The organism is Echinicola vietnamensis DSM 17526 (genome assembly GCF_000325705.1).
Taxonomy (GTDB): domain Bacteria; phylum Bacteroidota; class Bacteroidia; order Cytophagales; family Cyclobacteriaceae; genus Echinicola; species Echinicola vietnamensis.
Genome location: NC_019904.1, coordinates 3,292,003 through 3,313,076 on the forward strand (window position 1 = coordinate 3,292,003; position 21,074 = coordinate 3,313,076).

The 21,074-nt window shown below is 45.5% G+C and carries 11 protein-coding genes; 10 read left to right on the forward strand and 1 reads right to left on the reverse strand.

Annotation, left to right across the window (positions count from 1 at the left end; translation table 11 throughout):
* Nucleotides 1–962 precede the first annotated feature (962 nt).
* The 10 genes from ECHVI_RS13460 to ECHVI_RS13505 all read left to right on the forward strand — a co-directional run bounded on the left by ECHVI_RS13460 (nucleotide 963) and on the right by ECHVI_RS13505 (nucleotide 18,022).
* Entirely contained in the window at nucleotides 963–4,088 is a 3,126-nt protein-coding gene (locus ECHVI_RS13460; protein ID WP_041739846.1) for a SusC/RagA family TonB-linked outer membrane protein, read from the forward strand.
* Nucleotides 4,089–4,101: 13 nt separating this feature from the next.
* On the forward strand, nucleotides 4,102–5,967 hold the full coding sequence (locus tag ECHVI_RS13465; RefSeq protein ID WP_015266556.1) for a RagB/SusD family nutrient uptake outer membrane protein: 1,866 nt from the start codon (nucleotides 4,102–4,104) through the stop codon (nucleotides 5,965–5,967).
* 17 nt (nucleotides 5,968–5,984) lie between these two features.
* Nucleotides 5,985–6,689, forward strand: coding sequence for a DUF3823 domain-containing protein (locus ECHVI_RS13470; RefSeq protein ID WP_015266557.1), 705 nt, complete (start codon nucleotides 5,985–5,987; stop codon nucleotides 6,687–6,689).
* Nucleotides 6,690–6,957: 268 nt separating this feature from the next.
* On the forward strand, nucleotides 6,958–7,980 hold the full coding sequence (locus ECHVI_RS13475; RefSeq protein ID WP_245553320.1) for a family 43 glycosylhydrolase: 1,023 nt from the start codon (nucleotides 6,958–6,960) through the stop codon (nucleotides 7,978–7,980).
* 28 nt (nucleotides 7,981–8,008) lie between these two features.
* Nucleotides 8,009–10,096: a CehA/McbA family metallohydrolase domain-containing protein gene (locus ECHVI_RS13480; protein ID WP_015266559.1), complete on the forward strand. Its 2,088-nt coding sequence runs from the start codon at nucleotides 8,009–8,011 to the stop codon at nucleotides 10,094–10,096.
* A 189-nt stretch (nucleotides 10,097–10,285) separates the two neighbouring features.
* Nucleotides 10,286–11,089, forward strand: a complete 804-nt coding sequence (locus ECHVI_RS13485) for a DUF4964 domain-containing protein (RefSeq protein WP_041738657.1) — start codon at nucleotides 10,286–10,288, stop codon at nucleotides 11,087–11,089.
* A 219-nt stretch (nucleotides 11,090–11,308) separates the two neighbouring features.
* On the forward strand, nucleotides 11,309–12,205 hold the full coding sequence (locus ECHVI_RS13490; RefSeq protein ID WP_015264071.1) for an IS982 family transposase: 897 nt from the start codon (nucleotides 11,309–11,311) through the stop codon (nucleotides 12,203–12,205).
* Nucleotides 12,206–12,219: 14 nt separating this feature from the next.
* Nucleotides 12,220–13,956, forward strand: a complete 1,737-nt coding sequence (locus ECHVI_RS13495) for a glutaminase domain-containing protein (RefSeq protein WP_245553321.1) — start codon at nucleotides 12,220–12,222, stop codon at nucleotides 13,954–13,956.
* A gap of 61 nt (nucleotides 13,957–14,017) precedes the next feature.
* Complete coding sequence (locus ECHVI_RS13500) at nucleotides 14,018–16,147, forward strand: beta-L-arabinofuranosidase domain-containing protein (protein ID WP_041738661.1); 2,130 nt, start codon at nucleotides 14,018–14,020, stop codon at nucleotides 16,145–16,147.
* Between the two features lie 42 nt (nucleotides 16,148–16,189).
* Nucleotides 16,190–18,022: a glycoside hydrolase family 2 protein gene (locus ECHVI_RS13505; RefSeq protein WP_015266561.1), complete on the forward strand. Its 1,833-nt coding sequence runs from the start codon at nucleotides 16,190–16,192 to the stop codon at nucleotides 18,020–18,022.
* Nucleotides 18,023–18,160: 138 nt separating this feature from the next.
* Here the strand turns inward: ECHVI_RS13505 and ECHVI_RS13510 are convergent, their stop codons facing one another.
* Nucleotides 18,161–20,644 (reverse strand): zinc-dependent metalloprotease, encoded by a 2,484-nt coding sequence (locus tag ECHVI_RS13510; RefSeq protein WP_015266562.1) that lies wholly within the window; start codon nucleotides 20,642–20,644, stop codon nucleotides 18,161–18,163.
* Nucleotides 20,645–21,074: the final 430 nt, after the last annotated feature.

Below are 21,074 nucleotides of genomic sequence, written 5' to 3' on the forward strand. Positions count from 1 at the left end.
TGCTTTTTATCGGGATGTTTTGAAGGATTTGTTTTAAGTCCTGACGGATATTTTTTATTCAAGGGACTATTTGGGACATGCTTGGCTCCTTTCCTTTACCGAAACAGTTATGGAAGAGCCTGATAAGAAAATGATCGCCATTCTCCGGGCATCGCTCATTAGAGTAGACTTATTGTTAGGTGCACAAGGGATATTCGGGCGTGTTTTTAGTTCAATGGGGGAGTTATGCCTTAGTTTAGGTATTCTTATGATGGTTCATTTTTTTTATTCCTGCCAAATTTGATTCGTTAAGCGGGATAAGCGCAATTTTATCCACTTTTTTTGAAGGAATACTTCCTGAAAAGTGGGTATTGATAGGAGAAGCACGCAAAAGCAGGAAAAGTTGCATTTAATGGTGGATTTGTGATAAAGTCTTGGTGATAGGTTCTGTAGCTTAGCAATGTTGAAATTGTTGCTAAAACCATTAAGTGTTTGGTTAAACAATAGTTAGTCAATGACAGTGCTAAAAGGTACTGAAAAACTGTAACCTTTAAGATCCCAAAATAATGATACATTCACCCTATCTAAATTTCCCCTCTTTCCCTTCTTTATGGATCATCAAAATCAGGGAGGTTCGGTTATTTGCCACGTTAAAAAAGTCAATCGACATGCTTGGCATTTCCCTATATCCGGACAGGATGGTCTTCACCTGTCCGCAGCCAATAATAGCTTTTTTGCCAACTAGCTGACATGTTAGGAGTTTGCTGAACGGTCGCTGTTCAGTCCGAAAATCAAGTAATAAGAATCAATCACCCTAATGCATAAGTATTGGCCCCTCCCCAAAGGCTAATGCTATTATATCTCGTGCTGGTGTACAAGGCCATGTGTGGATATTCCACCTTGTATCACCGTGGTAACAGGCAGTAATCATGCACCTGTTTGGAAAATGGAGTATTAACCTTAACCCAAAATCTATTAATTACATGAAAGAAAAATTACTAAGAAATAGCAGTTTGATTGTTATCCTGCTATGCGGTTTGGTGTTTTCTGCTGCTGCGCAATCGCGTCAGGTAGTGGAAGGCACCGTAAAAGAAAAGGATTCCGGGCAGCCCATACCCGGGGTCAGCATTCTGGAAAAGGGCACTACCAATGGAACCGTCACTGGTATTGACGGTGAATTTAGACTGGAAGTTACCGGCGATAATCCAGTTCTACGTGTGAGCTTTATCGGTTATAAGACACTGGAGACAGAAGTAGGAAACAAGAGTGACTTTGACTTGCACTTGGAAAGTGAGCTTGGCGACCTGGAAGAAGTGGTGGTCGTCGGCTATGGCCAGCAGAAGAAGGAATCGATTACCGGATCTGTGGCCAATGTCACGAGTCGCGACATCGAACAAGTGCCGACCGCCACAGTGGGTGGCGCTTTGGCAGGTAAACTGCCGGGCCTCTCTTTTCGCCAGCCTGATGGTCGTCCCGGGGCAGGGGCTCAGTTGCGTATCCGGAATTTGGGCAATCCACTTTACGTAATAGACGGTATCCAAAAAGACGAAGGACAATTCAATAACCTGGCTCCTGGGGATATCGAAAGTATCACGATCTTGAAAGATGCTTCTGCGGCGGTTTACGGATCCCGTGCTGCCAACGGCGTGGTGGTGGTAACCACCAAAAGAGGTAGCCGCGGGGAAGCACCCCAGATCAGCATCAATGGCTACTACGGCATTCAGAACTGGTCACGGTTTCCAGAAGGCGTAAATGGTTACGAGTGGATGCTGGGACGTGCCGATGCAGACATGAACCAGTTTGGAAGTACCAATATCACTCGTGAGGAGCTTGACAAATGGCAAGCAGGTACTGAATATGGCTATCGGTCTTTTGACTGGCGGGACTTTATAATCCAAGGTAATGCCCCACAGAGCAATATCAGTGCAAGTGTATCCGGGGGATCTGAGAAAACAAATTATTACTTGGCCATTACGCGATTTGATCAGAAATCAGTGTTTAGTGATGAATTTGAGTTTAACAGGACAAACCTTCAGTCCAATATTACTACAGACGTAACTGATCGATTAACGATCGGCTTACAGTTGAATGGAAGGTTGGAAAACCGTGAAAATCCTGGCGTACCGGGTGGGGATGATTATTGGCAGCCAAGATTTGCCTTGTTCAGAAACCGCCCTACTGAGCGGCCATATGCCAATGATAATCCGGATTATCCGGCAAATATCAATAATATCGAAACCAACTGGGCCTTGCTAAATTATGACCGGACAGGATTCTTTACCAATTATTGGAAAAACCTACAGACCAACTTTACGGCAGAGTATGATCTTCCCATAGAAGGGTTGAAGGCAAAAGGGCTATATTCCTATTATTTTGCTGATAACTATGTGAACACCTTTGAATATACTTATGATGTATTTGACTATATCCCTGAGGATGATGAATATGTCAGGACAGGTGGTAACGACAACCCTTATCGAGACAGAAACCAGCGGAAAATAGAGGAGACAGTTACGCAATTCCAACTGAATTATGATAGGGTATTTGCCGAAAATCATAAGGTGGGTATTCTCGCCTTATATGAGCGTATCCAAAGAAGAGACTATAGAAACTTCATCCATTCTGTACCTACTAATAATTACCTTTCTTTGGTGCAATTTGCAGACATGGACCAATACGACGATTATGACTATGAGGAAGCCAGGATTGGTTATGTAGGGCGTATCAATTATGAATATAAAGGGAAGTACCTATTGGAAGTTTCGGGAAGGTATGATGCTTCTTGGAAATTCTCGCCAGATATGAGGTGGGGATTTTTCCCGTCCGTTTCTGCTGGCTGGAGGTTAAGTGATGAGGTGTTTATGGATAATATTTCCGCGAAAACCAATTTGGATGAGTTAAAGCTACGGGTGTCCTACGGGGAATTAGGAGATGATGATATTGATATTGGACCTTTTGATTACATAAGAGGATATAATTACGGTGTGTCCACGGTTATTTTGGATGGTGAAAATGTCCAGGGGTCTAGAAATACGGGACAACCGATCGATAACCTTTCTTGGTACACGAGTAAAATGTTTGACGTGGGCTTGGACTTCTCTTTTGGTGCTGGAAAGATTACCGGTACGATCGATTATTTCCATCGCAAAAGGGATGGTTTGAGAGATATCAAAGACGACGTTTTCCTTCCGCTTGAATTGGGCTATGGCCTGACCGATGAGAACCTCAGCAGTGATGCTACCCTTGGCGGGGACGTAGGAATAAACTATAACGGAAAGGTTCAGGACCTCACCTTTAGGATCGGCGGTACTTTTGGATATGCCCGTGGCAAGTTTTTGAATTCTTATAATCCTGCTTTCAGCAGTAGCTGGAACCATTACCGAAATTCTGGTGAGAACAGATGGTATGGTATTTTTTGGGGGTATGAAACCATTGGACAGTTCCAGTCCCAAGAAGAAATCGATACCTATCCTGTAAACATTGATGGCCAAGGAAACGGAACGTTACTGCCAGGTGATTTGATCTATAAGGATGTCAATCAAGATGGCAAAATCGACGGTTATGATGAAAGGCCCATTGGTTACAGTTTAGATGGTACGCCTAGCATAAGCTATGGATTAAACATGTACTTTAACTATAGGAACTTTGATTTGACCATGGATTTTTCTGGAGGTTCTTTGGCTTCTTATAACCAAAACTGGGAGATGAGGTGGCCTTATCAAAATGGCGGTAACCTCCTGGCCTATATGTATGACGACAGGTGGCACCGTGAAGATCCCTACAACCTGGACAGTGAGTGGATCCCCGGGGAAAATCCTCCCTTAAGGTATAATGCAGGTGGCCACAGTAACTACAACAGGAATTCTACTTGGTGGCTGACCAATGTGAAATACATCAGGATGAGGACGGCTTCCATTGGCTATACGCTGCCTCCCAAGGTGCTGAGTAAGCTGAAGATTGAGCGGGCAAGGGTGTACTTCACCACTTATAACCTGTTCTCTATTGACAATGTCCACCAGTTTGGTATCGATCCGGAAGTGAGGGATGAAAACGGTTTGCAGTATCCGCAAAACGTGAACATGAACCTAGGGTTTAATTTGACCTTCTAAAATGAGACTGACCATGAAAAAAATCATATTAAGTATATGCGCATGCGTAGCGTTGTTTACCGCATGTAACGATGAGGAATTCCTGAGTCGAGAGCCGCAGAATATCCTGTTGGATGATCAGGTTTGGGAAAGTGAGGATTTGGTGCTGTCTGTTTTGGCAGACCTATATAATAGAATTCCCGATTATCAACAGCTGGAGAACTGGTGGAATTATACCAATTTTGATGAAGCATTTGCTTCCAATGCTGGTGATTACTGGAGACACCAAAACCAGGATTATGGTTATGGTGATTGGGGCATGTGGGACTACGGATTTATCCGTGACCTTAACCTCTTCATAGAGAGTGCCGAGGCGGCTGATCAGCTTGACCCGAATGTAAGGGACAGGTTTATTGCCGAGGCCAAATTTATCCGTGCCATGTCTTATTTTGAGCATGTCAAAAGAATGGGCGGTGTGCCGTTAATCTTGGAATCCTTGGAGTATGATTATAGCGGAGATCCTACTTATTTGCAATATCCCAGGGCAAAGGAGCATGAGATATATGATTTTGTGATTGAGGAGATGGAAGCCATTAAAGGGGACTTACCAGATGGTGGCACTGTATCCAGGGCAACAGTAGGAGCGGCCTTGGCATTGGAGGCCCGAGCGGCCTTGTATGCTGCCTCTATAGCTAACTACGGACAAACCACTCCTAATGTGTCCCTCCCCGGTGAAGAGGTGGGTATTCCGGCCAGCATGGCAGATGGATACTATACGACGGCTCTGAGTGCTGCTGAAGAACTCATGGGATTAGGAACCTACGAACTGTACAATAATGACCCTGATCCTTCCGAAAACTTTACCAATATTTTCCTGAACAAATCAGCGAATAACGAGGTGATTTTCGCAAAGGATTATTTGGTGCAGGCCAGAACACACGGGTTTACCATTGAGACGATCCCAAGGTCACTTAGGGAGGAGAATACGTTAGGTGGGAAGCTAAACCCTTCATTGAATTTAGTACAGTCTTATGAGCTGTTGGACAATACTTTTGCACCATTGCCGACGACTGACCAAAATGGAAATCCGATCTATTACGATAATCCTGAGGATATTTTTGCAGGAAGAGATCCGCGATTAGCCGGTACTGTGATCCTTCCAGGGACTACATTTAGAGGAAGTGAAGTAGATATTTGGGCGGGATGGAAAGCTGAGGACGGAAGCTTGATTACTTCCGATCAACTAGGCGGAAGAGGCGAGCTTCCTAACGGCGAAAGTGCTCAGCTAGTAGGCTTTGATGGTCCAATACCTAACCTGGAGTGGTCAGCACAAAATGGGTTTTATATCAGAAAATTTGTGGATACCCAGGTGGGTTCAGGGCAACGTGGTACAAGGAGTTCGGTTTGGTGGATTCGTTTCCGTTATGCTGAAGTTTTGCTGAACGCTGCTGAGGCGGCATTCGAACTTGGAGATAATGCTAAAGCTGCCGAATACATGAACATGGTGAGAAGGAGGGCAGGAATGCCAATTGATCTGGCACCTTCTGAAATTACCTTTGACCGGATTATTCATGAGCGAAAGGTGGAGCTTTGTTTCGAAAACCATATTCTTTGGGATTACAAACGTTGGAGAATCGCCCACCAGATATGGAATGGTGAGGCCGTGCCGCTTACCAATAACCCCGGTAATGCGCAAGCGATCAGCACCCGTGTATTTGGACTGAACCCCTATAAAGTTTATGCCCCAGGTACTCCAAACCATGAAAAATGGATGTTTGAAGAGTTTTTACCGACTCCGGTATTTAATGCTCACAGGTTCCGTTTGGGTAATTATTATTCTCGAATAGGGGACAATGTACTGAACGGCAATCCTAAGATTATCAGAAACCCTAACCATTAAGGATAAAAGAAGAACACATGAAAAAGAACATAAAATATCTTGCTGGACTTTGCCTAATGGCTTTGGGCATGAGTTCTTGTGAATATGATAACTACGATGAGCCCAAGCTGCTATTCGATGGGAATATTGTATACAACGGTGAGCCCATTGGCGTAAGTTATAATGACGTTTACTTGCAGCTTTGGGAAGAGGGATGGCAGACTTTCGGAAACATTGGCGTGGCCATTGATCAGGACGGTTCGTTCAGTTCCCTGTTGTTTGCGGGAGATTACAAGTTGATCATCCCTGCAGATCAAGGGCCATTTATGAATTTGACCAACCAAGCATCCGGCTCCGATACCATTCCATTGAACATCAATGGCAGCATGAACATGGACATCGAGGTGCTTCCTTATTATATGATCCGAAACGTAGATATTTCGGGCAACAGTAATGAGGTGACCGCCAATTTTGGCTTGGAACAAATTATTACTGGGGACAATGCCAGAGGGGTAAACGAAGTAGTCCTTTACCTGAGCAAAACCACCTTCGTGGATGGTCGTACCAGTGTGAGCTCCGCTAGATTAGGGGGAGGAGATATTGCCGATATGGCTGATATTCAACTGACCACAGAAGTTCCTGACATGACCCCTACGCAAGGGTACATCTTTGCACGGGTAGGCCTCAGGATCAATGGGGTGGAGGACATGTTGTTCTCCCCAATTGAGCGGATAGATTTCTAATTTTGAAGTATAACGTCATTGCGAGGAGCTTACGACATGGCAATCCTTTTTTCAAATGGAAAGATTGCTTCACTTCACTGTCGTTGCGTTCGCAATGACGTTTACCAGTCCATCATAGCGAGGAGGTAGGGAGCGTTCTCTTCTTAATGAATACGAGATGGCTTCACACCGCCCGCAATGATGTCTTGTGCTGGAATTATAATGACCAATTGACTTAAAAATCCATATGATGAAACCACTATTATCAACGCTTTTTTACCTAGCGGCCATGTGTAGCATAGCAGCTTGTTCGAGCAATGCCCAGGAGCCTGTTCCTGAACCTGTGGATGATGATGAAGACCTACAAGGCCAATACACTAATCCCGTTTGGGAGCCCGTTTTGGCTGATCCCACCGTGGTGAAATCAGGAGACACTTTTTATGCCTATGGCACCGAAGACAATTGGGGCGATGAAGGAGGCTATCACCTTGTGCCCGTGATCAAATCAAAAGACTTAATCCATTGGGAATTGGTAGGGGATGCACTGTCCTCCAAGCCCACATGGAAGCCAGAAGGAGGCATTTGGGCGCCAGATGTCACCAAAGTAGGCAACCAATATTTTATGTACTATTCTTTTTCTACTTGGGGCGATGCCAATCCAGGCATTGGTTTGGCCATTGCGGACAATCCCGAAGGGCCTTTTGAGGACTATGGGAAAATTTTTGACTCCCAAAGTATCGGTGTAAACAACTCCATTGACCCTTTTTATTATGAAGAGGATGGTCAGAAATACTTGTTTTGGGGGAGTTTTAGAGGACTATACATGATCAAGCTCACAGAAGATGGAAAGGCTACCGAAGGAGAGAAAGTCCAAGTAGCCGGCGATCACCTGGAAGCCACTTATATTCATAAGAAAAATGGTTATTATTACCTGTTTGGTTCCTACGGCTCATGCTGTGAAGGAGCCAACAGCAGCTATCAGGTATGGGTGGGAAGATCAGAAAAACTGGAAGGCCCCTACCTGGACAAAGCAGGAAACAGGCTTCTGGACGGCCATTATGGAGAATTGGTGGTCAAGGGAAATCTGGGCGATAGCGGTTTTGCAGGCCCAGGTCACAATGCAGAAGTCGTTACCGATATAGAAGGAACTGACTGGCTGATTTACCATGGCATGCTAAAAAGCCAACCCAGAACGAATAATGGTACCAATAGAAGGACACTGCTGATCGATCCCATCCTCTGGAATGACGGTTGGCCGATGCTCTTCAGACAAGAACCAAGCACTACCGCTAACGATGGACCGGTGTTTTAAGCAATTATTAATGATCCCAATAAAGCCTATGTATCTTTTAAAATACTTGATTTCCGGTTTTTTATTTTTATTGCCCTTTTTGCTCAATGCTCAAGTAGCACCTGTTCTATCTGATTTTGACAAGAAAGGGGAAGCTTCGGTAGAAAGTACCACTAATGGTTTGCTCGTTTCATGGCCTGCTGGAAATAACCAACTGGGTAAACTCACTATTAACACCAAAAGTGGTCAGCCGCTTTTTGAATCATTCCAGTTGGAGCAGGCGGGAGAAGCTGTCACGATTGCAAAAAACATTGACCCAATGTTTTTACTAACGGTTGGCGAGCGTGATTTGAGCAAGGAAAGTGGTTGGAATATCTTTTTTGACCGGACCGCCTATAAACCTCATGAAACCCACCTGGTGCAGTTGGAAAAATCCCACGTCGAGGTATTGAGTGATGGACAGCGATCGGTTATTAAAGTAAGCGATCTGACTGCAGGGAATTTTTCTGGCTGGTTAGAAGTGACGCTTTACCACGGCAGTCCCTTGGTCAATATCGCCGCAGTCATGCACACCGAAGAGGATGCCAAGGCGATCCTTTATGATGCTGGCTTGGTGGCGCAGGATCAAGTTTGGAATGAAATATTTTGGTCTGATACTGAAGGGTATTTGCAGTCGAAGGCCACAAATCAGGATATTAATGAAAGTGAAAACCTAGCCGTAAAGTATAGGACAATTATTGGCGAAAGTGAGCAAGGGAGTATGGCGGTGTTTCCGGCACCACACCAATTTTTTTACCCATTGGACAATGCCTATAACCTGAAATATGTATGGTCTGGTGAAAATTATAGGAATAAAATAGATGGTTTTGGGATCGGTATCAGGCATGACCTGATGGGGGATAATAGACATGTCCCATGGTTCAATGCTCCCCCAAAGACCGATCAGCGGTTAAATTTCTTTGTTTACCTCAGTGCTACCAAAGATGGACAGGTCATGGAAGACGTAAAGAAATTTACCAGAAATGATCAGTACAAACCACTGCCAGGCTATAGGACCATGGCCAGCCACTTTCATACGGAACACATGGACGATATCCTCACCCACAAACCCGTACCGGATATTCCGGGGCATGTAAAAGCTCTGCGCACTATGGGGGTGAATATCATGCATCTGGGAGAATATCATTTGGCCGGAAATCCGCGAGATCCCGGCCCAAGGAGATTGCCGGAGCTGGATTTGATGTTTGCTGAATGTGAACGATTGAGTACGGCGGATTTTCTGATGCTTCCAGGGGAAGAACCTAATTGCCACTTCGGTGGTCACTGGATGAATATTTTTCCGAATCCTGTTTATTGGATCATGTCGAGACAGGACGGAGAACCTTTTGTGGAGGATCATCCCGAATACGGAAAAGTTTACCGTGTGGGAAACAAGGAGGAAATGTTGCGGCTTTTGGAAGAGGAAAAGGGTTTGGCCTGGACAGCCCATGCCCGTACCAAAGGCTCTACAGGCTATCCGGATGCCTACAAGGATGAAGCCTTCTTCCATTCGGACCGCTTCAATGGTGCGGCCTGGAAATCCCTTCCTGCAGATCTTTCGAATCCTAATTTGGGCAGAAGGGTACTGAAACTGATGGACGATATGGCCAATTGGGGCGAACGAAAATACGTAATCGGTGAAGCAGATCTCTTTAAATTGGAACCGGATTATGAAATCTATGGCAATATGAATGTCAATTACCTCCAATTGGATAAATTACCCAAGTTCGAGGATGGATGGCAACCGGTGCTGGATGCGATGGAATCCGGAAAATTCTTTGTGACCACAGGAGAAGTGCTTTTACCCACTTTCAGTGTCAATGGCAAAGGAAGTGGCGAGGTGCTGCAATTGGAAAAAGATGGAAAAGCCAGCATTAAGGTGAATGCCCAATGGACTTTTCCCCTCCAATATGCAGAAATTGTTTCCGGAGATGGAGAACAGGTCTATAGAGAGACGATTGATTTGAAGGATACCCAGGCCTTTGGAACAGAAGCATTTACTTTTGAGCTGGATTTGACGGGGCGCTCTTGGGTGCGATTGGAGATATGGGATGCTGCTGTTAACGGCGCCTTTACACAGCCAGTGTGGATAGAATAGGAGAAGTAGTAAGATGAAAGTAGTAAGTATCAAGATACAAGATAAAAGAGCAAAGACTGATATAGGGGACTGGGGGGAGGTTAGGAGGAGTTATACGTCAAAGGTTTTGCCGGCTCTCTGACTCGGTGCTGGCAAGCTCTCAGGAAGAGGTAAGCGTAAAAATATCAAACTAAATTAAACCATATTAAAATGATTTTTAATGTTAAAAAATGGGCTCAGCTTGTGATGATGGGAGGAATGGCCACTTTGATAAGCTGTCAAAATGCTGCCCAAGAGCAATCAAATGACCTATCACTGGAGGAACATGCCATCCGTCCGCCAGCTTTTCCACTGATTACCGTTGATCCGTACTTAAGTGTATGGAGCATGGGAGATGAGCTTTCTGGTGATGCCACCCGGCACTGGACGGGGGTGGCCAATGATCTGCAAGGAATCATCCGAGTGGATGGAGAGCCCTACTACTTCTTGGGCGAGGAATTGACCGAAACGAAAACGGTGCTTCCCCTTACAGCCTTGGAAGCGTCATGGAGCTATTCCTTTCAAGCGCCATCTTCTGGGTGGAAATCACTTGATTTTGAAGAAGATAGCCATTGGAAAACCACCAAAGGAGCTTTTACCAATGGTGATGATAGTCCTGCTCCCAACCAATGGGACACGGAAGATATATGGGTTAGAAGGAGCTTTGAACTAGAGAATGCTGACTTTTATGACCTGTTGCTGAATATTCATCATGACGATAATATCAAGGTGTACCTGAACGGGGTCCTCGCCTATGAAAAAGAAGGATGGGTCAGCAGGCCAGAGACCGTAGCGATTACCGAGGCAGCCAAAAAAGCCCTCAGAGAAGGGGAAAACCTATTGGCCATCCACTGTCAAAATACTACAGGTGGGGCATTTTTGGACGCAGGATTGGTAGAAGTGCTTCAGCCAAGTGTGCGTATTGGCCAAGCTGAGCAGACTTTTTCCAAAGTCAATGCCACGGAGACCTTGTAACCTGAGTTCGATTAATAATTCCCCATAAATTGTCCGCCAAGAAACGTTCAAGCAAGAATAACACAAAAATTAATGTTAAAATTTATTTTATAAAAAAATTCACATATATAGATAATATTTTCTATGTATTTAATTAAAAACTATAATTAGAAACATAGAAAAAGCCATGTTTTTTCGTTATATTAAAGTGTTGAAGTTCAATACATTAACTACTAAAACATGACCTTAACTGACTCCAAAATTACCGAAATTTTCTATCTTATCGATGAATTCTGCATCCAATTTGAAAAATCCACTGAAAAACATATTCTTGGAAACAGGCCCAAGAGAAGGCCCAGAATGAGCCTGAGCGAAGTCATTACCATTATGGTGATGTTCCATACCGGGGGATTCCGAAACATGAAACACTTTTATCTCTATTTTATCAAAGTCCATAAAAAACACCTTTTCCCCCAGACCGTTTCCTACAACAGGTTTGTTGAACTGATGCAATCCGCCACCCTTCCGATGACTATATTCCTGAAAACCTGTTGTTTAGGAGAGGGGACAGGTATTGCGTTTATCGACTCAACTCCGATCAGGGTATGCAAAAACAAAAGGATAAAAAGGAACAAGGTTTTCAAAGATATTGCCCAGGTGGGCAAATCCACCATGGGATATTTCTTCGGCTTCAAGCTCCACCTGGTCATCAATGACAAAGGGGAGCTGTTAAACTTTGTGGTCACCCAGGCCAATGTTGATGACAGGGAGCCGCTTAGGAACAAAAGTTTCGTAAATAACCTAAAGGGGAAATTATATGCGGACAAAGGCTATGTTTCAAAGGATTTGACCGAATTGTTGTTTTCAGACGGGCTTCACCTAATTGCCAATATTAGGAATAATATGAAGAATGTCCTTATGGAAATGAAGGACAAAATCATGCTCAGAAAACGATCTGTTATTGAAACGGTAAATGATGAATTGAAAAACATGTGTCAGATCGAACATTCCAGGCACCGCTCTTTTGGAAATTTCATCACCAACATGATTTCAGGACTCATTGCCTACTCATTTTTCCCTAAAAAGCCCGCAATCAAATACCAAACAGTCCAAACTAACCAAATAGCCCTGTTTTAAAATCGAACTCAGGTTTGTATGCTTTTGATGCTGGAGCGGTTTCCCTGAATGTGACCTTTACCGCCCCGATGCTTCCCGATAATCTGGAAGTCATGACCAGACCTGCCAATTATGTTACTTTTGAGGTAGCGGCCGAGGATGGTAAGGAACATGATGTGGAAGTTTACTTCAGCGCTGCGGGAAATTTGGCGGTAAACACCATGAACCAACAAGTGACTTGGGAGCGTCCAAACATTTCAGGCTTACAGACCATGAAAATAGGGACCAGCACCCAGCCCATACTGGAGAAAAAGGGTGATAATGTGCGCATTGATTGGGGCTACCTTTACTTAACGGCTGCAGATCAAGAAAATATTACTTCAAAAATTGACGTAAACGCCAATAGCATAACCACTTTTGTTGAAAATGGACAATTAGGCGGGCCTGATGCCGATCATAAACCAGTGGCCTTAAATGATCAAATGATCACTTCAGCTTTTGCATTTGACTTTGGCAAAGTAGGGGAGGAACGAAAAGAAAATTTCTTGACCTTGGCCTATGATGATTTGTACGCGGTGCAGTTTTTCAATAAAAACCTCAAAGCTTGGTGGAAAAAATATGGTATGAGCACCGAAGAAATGCTTCAGGCAGCACAAACCGATTATGCTAAACTGAAAGCAGCGAGTGAGCAGTTTGACCAGCAGATTTACCAAGATGCTTATGCAGCCGCAGGAAAGGAATATGCGGAGATGTGTGCTTTGGTGTACCGACAGGCCGTAGCGGCCCACAAGACTGTCGAAGGGCCGAATGGTGAACTGTTTTTCTTTTCCAAGGAGAATTTCAGTAACGGATCTATCGGGACGGTGGATGTGACGTATCCATCGGCACCTTTATTTTTGATTTACAATCCAGACTTGTTGAAAGGAATGATCGAACCGATCTTCTATTACAGTGAAAGTGGGAAATGGGCCAAGCCTTTTCCAGCCCATGATGTGGGAACCTATCCGCTGGCCAATGGCCAAACTTATGGGGAAGATATGCCGGTAGAGGAAGCTGGGAACATGCTGCTGCTGACCGCTGCCATTGCCAAGGTGGAAGGAAATGCGGATTATGCCCAGCAGCATTGGGATGTCATGACCACTTGGGTGGAATACCTGGCCAAAGAAGGCTTTGACCCTGCCAATCAGCTGTGTACCGATGATTTTGCGGGTCATTTGGCTCATAATGCAAACCTTTCGGTGAAGGCGATTTTGGCGATAGCTGCTTATGGCCAAATGGCGGAAACATTAGGGAAGACAGCGGAGGCTGAGAAGTACACGGCATTGGCCAAGGATTTTGCTCAAAAGTGGATGGATAAAACAGCAGATGGAGACCATTATAGTTTGACTTTTGACAAAAAAGGTACTTGGAGCCAGAAATACAATTTGGTATGGAACAAGCTCTTGGGGCTCGATATTTTCCCTGAGGAAGTGGCCCAAAAAGAAATCGCCTATTACCTCACCAAGCAAGAAGCCTACGGTTTGCCTTTGGATAGCCGAAAGATGTATACCAAATCCGATTGGGTGATTTGGACAGCGGCGATGGCCGACGATGAGGAGGCAGAAAAAACCCTGATCAAGCCGATGTTTACCTATATCAATAAGACGCCAAACAGGATCCCGGTAAGTGATTGGCATGAAACGACCAATGCCGAATCAGTGGGCTTTAGGGCCAGATCTGTAGTCGGAGGATACTGGATGCCCGTGCTAAAGGATCAATTATTGAAAAACTAAGCGGTTGTCGGATATGAGTGGTTTTATCATTTCACATCTCACACCTCAAATCTCACTACTAATGACTCAATACTTAAAACCCAAAATACTTACCAGTGCAGTGCTGCTTGCTCTACTCTTTTCGTGTGGAAAGGGAGAGCAGGCCACTGAAGTATCGGTAGTGCAGCGAATGGATACTACCGCTACCAACACACATTATATCAGTAATCGGGCCCCGCTAAAGCCCAGTGCCTTGATCAAATTGCCTGTAGGCTCGGTAAAGCCTGAAGGGTTTCTGAAGGAATACCTGCTGCGCCAAAAGAATGGTCTGACGGGGCATCTTGGGGAAATCAGTGCTTGGCTACAAAAAGAGGACAACGCTTGGCTTAGTAAGGACGGTGAAGGCGATTGGGGCTGGGAAGAAGTACCATATTGGCTAAAGGGATATGCAAACATTGGGTATTTGTTGGAGGACCAGCAGATGATCGACGAGGCCAAAATTTGGTTAGAAGGCACCATAAACAGTCAGCGTGCAGATGGTAATTTTGGCCCCAAGCATTTTGAAGGTGAAAACCAAGATTTTTGGGCCAATATGATCATGCTTTACTGTCTCCAGTCTTACTATGAATATTCCCAAGACGATCGTGTGATTGATTTGATGACCCAGTATTTTAAGTTTCAGCTTACCGTACCCGATGAGCATTTTCTCACCGGATATTGGCAAAAGCTTCGTGGTGGCGATAATCTACACAGTGTTTTTTGGCTGTATAATAGGACTGGAGCGCCCTTTTTACTTGAGTTGGCAGAAAAAATCCACCGGAACACTTCCGATTGGGTAGGAAGAGACCATGACCTAGAGGCTATTCATAACTACTACGAAGTACGTGATGGAGGAGAAGTCCCTGACTGGTACCGTGACCTGATCGATTGGCACAATGTGAATCACGCACAGGCTTTCAGGGAACCTGCCCAATACTATTTGCTCAGCCATGAACCAAAGCATTTGAGGGCTACATATGATAATTTTGATATTATCCGGGAGCATTTTGGCCAAGTGCCAGGAGGGATGTTTGGTAGTGATGAAAATGCCCGTCCAGGCTATGCGGATCCTCGTCAAGGAATCGAAACTTGCGGTATGGTGGAGCAGCTGAATTCCAATGAGCATTTACTGCGTATTACCGGAGATCCATTCTGGGCTGATCATGCCGAGGAGGTCGCCTACAATACTTACCCTGCTGCAGTGATGCCTGATTTCAAGTCCTTACACTACATTACCTCGCCAAACATGGTTTTGCTGGATGCTGAAAACCACGCGCCTGGCATTGCCAATAGTGGCCCTTTTTTAATGATGAACCCCTTCAGTTCCCGCTGCTGCCAGCATAATCATGCACAGGGGTGGCCTTATCTAGTAGAGAACCTTTGGATGGCAACCCCGGATAATGGAGTCGTTGCAGCGATCTATGGCCCCAGTACTGTGAAGGCTAAAGTTGGCGATGGGCAGGAAGTGACCATTCAGGAAAAGACCCAATACCCTTTTCGTGGGCAATTGGAGTTTACGATCGGAACGGCAAAGCCTACGAAGTTTCCGCTTTATTTGCGTATTCCAGCGTGGACCACTGGTGCTACAGTACGTATTAATGGGGAGACCCTGAAAGAACATGTTACGGGAGCTGGATATCTTAAACTGAATCGTGAATGGACATCAGGTGATAAGGTAACCTTGACCTTGGGCATGGAGCTTCAGGTGAAGACGTGGGAGAAAAACAGCAATAGTTTTAGTGTAAGTTATGGACCATTGACCTATTCACTTTTGATCGGAGAGGATTATATCCGAAAAGAAAGTGATGAAACGGCCATTTGGGATTCCAAATGGCAAGAAGGGGTGGACACCAAAAAATGGCCATCTTGGGAGGTGCGTCCGACGACCGATTGGAATTATACTTTGGTATTGGATAAGGATAATCCTGCCGCTTCACTGGAAGTAGAAGAGCGCCCTTGGCCTGAGAATGATTTTCCGTTTACGCCTGATAATGTGCCTGTTTTGATCAAGGCAAAAGGAAAGCAAATCCCACAATGGACACTAGACCAATACGGATTGGTGGGAGAATTGAAGGATTTACCGGCCAGTTCCGATCAGCCGGTCACTGACGTTACGCTCATCCCAATGGGGGCAGCGCGGCTACGTATCACGGCATTTCCCAATGTTAAATAATAAAATTAATTTTCTATCATACTTATTTAAAACCTATAAAACATGAAAAAGTCACTATTGCTTGGTGCAGGATTGCTTTTGGCCCAGTCATTTGTGTGGGCGCAAGATGGCAATTGGAAACCAGCTGAAGGAAAGATCATGACCTCCTGGGCGGAGGAAGTGGACCCAGCGAATGTCCATCAAGAGTATCCTCGGCCACAATTGGTCCGGGAGGATAATTGGCAAAACTTAAACGGCTTATGGCAGTATAAAATCCAGGCAAAAGGGGAGGAAGCACCTTCTTCCTTTGATGGGGAGATTTTGGTGCCGTTTGCTGTGGAGTCGGCCCTTTCCGGAGTTGGCGAACGTGTAGGAGCAGAAAAGGAATTGTGGTACAAAACCACGTTTGATGCGAAAAAATCCAGTAGAGAACGCGTATTGCTTCATTTTGGAGCGGTTGACTGGGAAGCAGAAGTGTTTGTGAATGGCCAGTCTGTGGGCATCCATAAAGGTGGCTATGCCCCGTTCTCTTTTGACATCACCGATGCACTGGAAGGCAGAAAGGACAATGAGCTGGTGGTAAGGGTATGGGATCCCTCAAATGATGGCCCACAGCCTAGGGGGAAGCAAATTAAGAATCCCCATGGCATTTGGTATACTCCGGTAACCGGGATTTGGCAGACTGTTTGGACGGAAAATGTGCCTACCAGTTATATCGCCAATACTAAAAATACACCGGATGTAGATGCCGGAACCCTTACCGTGGAGACGGAAATTGAAAATGCGGAATCAGGCCAGATGGTTCAGGTGAAGGCTTTTGCTGATGGGCAAGTGGTGGCTGAAGAAAAAGTGGAAGCGGGGCAGCCTGCAGTACTGCACATTGACAATCCCCAACTGTGGGAGCCAGGAAATCCTTTCTTGTACGACCTGGAGGTGAGTTTGGTAAAAGGTAATCGAGTGGTGGATGCCACGGAGAGCTATGCTGCCATGAGAAAAGTGAGCATGGAGCTCGATGAAAATGGCGTTCAGCGCATGTTGGTAAATGATAAGTTCATTTTCCAATACGGCCCACTGGATCAAGGATGGTGGCCTGATGGGCTTTATACGGCTCCTAATGAAGAGGCCTTGTTGTTTGATATTGTCAAAACACAGGAGATGGGCTTTAACATGATCCGTAAGCACGTAAAAGTGGAGCCTGCTCGATGGTATTACCACTGTGATAGGCTGGGCATGTTGGTGTGGCAGGATATGCCTAGTGGAGACATGGGCAATCAGTGGAATCCACGTCCGGGAATCGTGGGAGTAGGAACAGAAAGGGACAGAACTCCTGAGTCGGAACAAATCTTCAGAAATGAATGGAAAGAGATCATGGATGATTTCCATAATTTTCCCTCCATCATTGTTTGGGTGCCATTTAACGAAGCTTGGGGGCAATTTAAAACCGAAGAGATCGTAAAGTGGACCATGGACTATGATCCTAGCCGTTTGGTAAATGGAGCCAGTGGTGGAAATTTCTTCCCTGTCGGTCAAATAATGGATTTGCACAATTATCCAGAACCAGCCATGCCTAATCCTAAATTTTTCGGCAAGGACATGGTCATTACGCTTGGGGAATTTGGTGGACTGGGATTACCTGTCGAAGGCCATACCTGGCAAGAAAAAGATAACTGGGGCTATCAAAGCTTTAAGTCTGTGGAGGACCTTGAAAATCGCTATGCCGAGATGATGAGTTCACTTGCTAAATTGATCCCGAGGGGACTTTCAGCTGCAGTTTACACCCAAACTACCGATGTGGAAGTGGAGACCAACGGATTGATGACCTATGACCGAAAGGTGATTAAGTTGACTCCGGAGTTCTTGAAAAAAGTACACGAACAGCTGTACGATGCAAGATAATTTGGTGGCCTGGAGATGGGATTTATGAAGAATAATACTATGTAAGTCTTTCTCTTGCAGTTACGAGACATTATAAAAGCGCCCAAGGTGATTTAGCCTTGGGCACTTTTTTTTAGCAAGCAATGAATGGTTTGAGCATTAATGTACGGTGAAATCACAAACCGGTGCAAGCCATTGGTAGCTCTCCGAGCCAATGGGAGAACCATCGGGTGTTGGGGCAGTAGGAAGCATCTTCGACGGGGTGATCGGCTCTTGCTCCAATGCCTGGATAACGTTCTCGATATAGGTTTGATGCGCCATCTGTTCAGGCGTGCCACTGGCAGGAAGGCTTTCATTTAGCGATTTGATGCCAGAAAAGGCCAGGGCCCTTGCCTGTGCTGAGGCTTGGCCATTTTGGTAGAGCGTGATAAGCTGATTTAGAAGTGTTTTTTGGACGATGCGGACAATTTCTTCTTGATAAGCGGTTTGGGCATCGAAGCGGTTGATGGTTGTGATGGTTTTGGCCATCACCTCGGAAAGTCCCGGTAATGATTCATCCATGGCATGCTGGGCCACCAACCTGCTTGCCCGCTGGGGATGAAACAAGAACGAAAGGGTCATCTCTGCGGCCACTTTGGGAGGTGTAAGCGGGTCAAAAGTCAACCCAGTCTTCCCTTGGAATGTTTCCCTGTCATTAGCATAATACCCATAAGGCCGTGGAGGAATGAGGGCCAGCACTTTGGCCGGTACTTGGAGGTTTTCAGGGCTCACGGTAGCCAAAAGGGCATCCAGCGCGTTCAACTGTTCGGTAGCATCCACAGGAGATGGTGAAGGGCTTTGGTCACCGCGAAGGGTATATTGGTAGTTTACCCCGGCAATCACCTTGGAAGCAGCATCTACCTGATAGCGGTGAAACAGGTACATCGGCACAAATACTTCTTCCAAGATCGCCATGGGTTGGCCCATTTTGATTTTCTTTTCACTAAAATCATTCATGACTTGTTGTCTGATTTCCATAACCCGGTTAAGTTCTTGGACGGCATCGGCGCCATTGTCCCACAGGTGTGTGGAAGGATGGGCACTTCCCGCAGGCCGGGCATCTTGGTCCGAAAGAAAGTCCAGTTCTTTGGTACGGTAGGCAGTTACTAACTTGTCGATTTCTTGCTGCTCATCGCTTCCTTCCGGAAAATCCGCATAGGCCATATTGATCGCTGCCTTGTCCCATTCGCCAATGCCGGAGTCATAGGCATCTGAGAGATCTATTTGGCCGTTATCGCTCATTTTCACTAAGGGATGGGGGTAATCCATCACGGATGCCCTGTCATGGGCACTGGCAATGTAATTATGCGGTAGGCCAAGAGTATGACCGACTTCATGCGCAGCGAGTTGGCGCATTCTGGCCAAGGCCATGTCGAGCATTTCCACGTCATTGACTTCTCCTGTTTCCAAATAATCTGCAATCAGCCCTTGTGCAATGAGAAAATCTTGGCGGACACGAAGAGAGCCTAGCGTTACTTTTCCCTTGATGATCTCACCTGTCCTTGGATCGGTAATGCCGCCCCCATAAGACCAGCCTCTTGTGGACCGATGTACCCATTGGACGAGGTTATAGCGTACATCCATCGGGTCTGCATCCTCGGGGAGGAGTTTTACCTGAAAAGCATTGATAAATCCAGCTGCCTCAAATGCTTCCGCCCACCATTCCGTACCTTCCATGAGGGCCGAACGAATAGGCTCAGGGGTCCCCGGGTCGATATAATAAACGATCGGGGTTAAGACTTCACTTGGTGCGGGGCCAGGATTTTTTTTGATGAGTCGGTGCCTTCTGATATATCTTTTGACAATGGGCTCGTTAATGGGGGTGGCGAAATCGTAAAAGCTGACAGCATTTACCCCTGCCCGAGGGTCAAAGAGGCGAGGAGTATACCCATCATCGGGAAGTTTGACGAAAGAGTGGTGCATCCGTACTGTCACCGCCTCTGCAGTCGGAGTGACACTGCGCAAATAACCTCCTGCTCCACTGCCGGTAAGGGTAATGGTGGCTTCTATTTCGGTGTTTTCAGGAAAGTTCTTGGTTCGTGGTAGGTAGATAGCGGAACGCTTAGGGTCGACATGATAATTGCCTTGGTTCCGCCTTCTAATGGCAGAAGCAGCATCCACAGCGTCTTGCAGAGCAAAATCCGTTGCATCCACCAAGTAATGGGTGTCGGATTGGGCCGATATTTCAAATCCCCATAAAACAGATTCAGCAAAAGATTCTTCGACAGCTTTTTGCTCCATAGCATTGTCGGTAATGGCACGATAGGCATAATTGCGTTCGGTCATCAACAGTTTTTTTCCTGCTTTCCGAAAATGAACCACGTGGGCGCCAGAGAGCCGTCCCCTGTCCAGTCCGATATCATTGGAACCCAGTCCGGACGCCAGGGAGGGGTAATAGAGGATTTCTTCGTTGTTTTTCGGGATGGCCAGCCATATTTTTCCGGTGTTTTCATCCCATTGAAGGGGAAAGAAACCAGGCTTCTCTTCCATTCCTTTGGTGAATTCAGCAATGGTGGGATAAGTGGTGGATTGCGAAAATCCGTCATGCCTGGAAATCGTTAATAGGATCAGCGTTACCGCGAAAATCAGTAAGGTTTTTTTCATAAGGGGTAAGGACTTAAAAGTGGAAATTATGTAAGATTCTCATTCGTTATTTGGGCGGAATATTAAGTTTAACCAATTATGGGGAAATATACCAAGTGAAATACACCAATGGCTTTTCAGCTGTTTTGATGCTTCCTGATATCCTTCTTAGGTCTTGACCACTTGGTAATCAAATTTATCCCTAGTGGATTAGCCTTTACACCACGATGCACAAGTATTACAACTTAACATTACATCAAAGTTAGTCGCTTCGGTTCAGTTTTCGATTCTGCCTAGTGGCCAGACAGGTTCACCATTCGCTGCGGCGGATGATTCAATCTTCAGACATCCTTATTTTCTTCTAGTTTCAGCTCTTATAACGATTCCTAATGTTTAAAAATGGAGTTCATTTATGGTTACTTTATAGTCCCCTTGCAGGGTTTGCGTATGT

Excerpts from the sequence above, each read along its gene's own strand:
- ECHVI_RS13505 (WP_015266561.1), top strand. The coding sequence starts at position 16,190 with ATGAAAAAGTCACTATTGCTTGGTGCAGGATTGCTTTTGGCCCAGTCA.
- ECHVI_RS13465 (WP_015266556.1), top strand. The coding sequence starts at position 4,102 with ATGAAAAAAATCATATTAAGTATATGCGCATGCGTAGCGTTGTTTACC.
- ECHVI_RS13485 (WP_041738657.1), top strand. The coding sequence starts at position 10,286 with ATGATTTTTAATGTTAAAAAATGGGCTCAGCTTGTGATGATGGGAGGA.
- ECHVI_RS13470 (WP_015266557.1), top strand. The coding sequence starts at position 5,985 with ATGAAAAAGAACATAAAATATCTTGCTGGACTTTGCCTAATGGCTTTG.
- ECHVI_RS13480 (WP_015266559.1), top strand. The coding sequence starts at position 8,009 with ATGTATCTTTTAAAATACTTGATTTCCGGTTTTTTATTTTTATTGCCC.
- ECHVI_RS13490 (WP_015264071.1), top strand. The coding sequence starts at position 11,309 with ATGACCTTAACTGACTCCAAAATTACCGAAATTTTCTATCTTATCGAT.
- ECHVI_RS13510 (WP_015266562.1), bottom strand. The coding sequence starts at position 20,644 with ATGAAAAAAACCTTACTGATTTTCGCGGTAACGCTGATCCTATTAACG.
- ECHVI_RS13500 (WP_041738661.1), top strand. The coding sequence starts at position 14,018 with ATGACTCAATACTTAAAACCCAAAATACTTACCAGTGCAGTGCTGCTT.
- ECHVI_RS13475 (WP_245553320.1), top strand. The coding sequence starts at position 6,958 with ATGTGTAGCATAGCAGCTTGTTCGAGCAATGCCCAGGAGCCTGTTCCT.
- ECHVI_RS13460 (WP_041739846.1), top strand. The coding sequence starts at position 963 with ATGAAAGAAAAATTACTAAGAAATAGCAGTTTGATTGTTATCCTGCTA.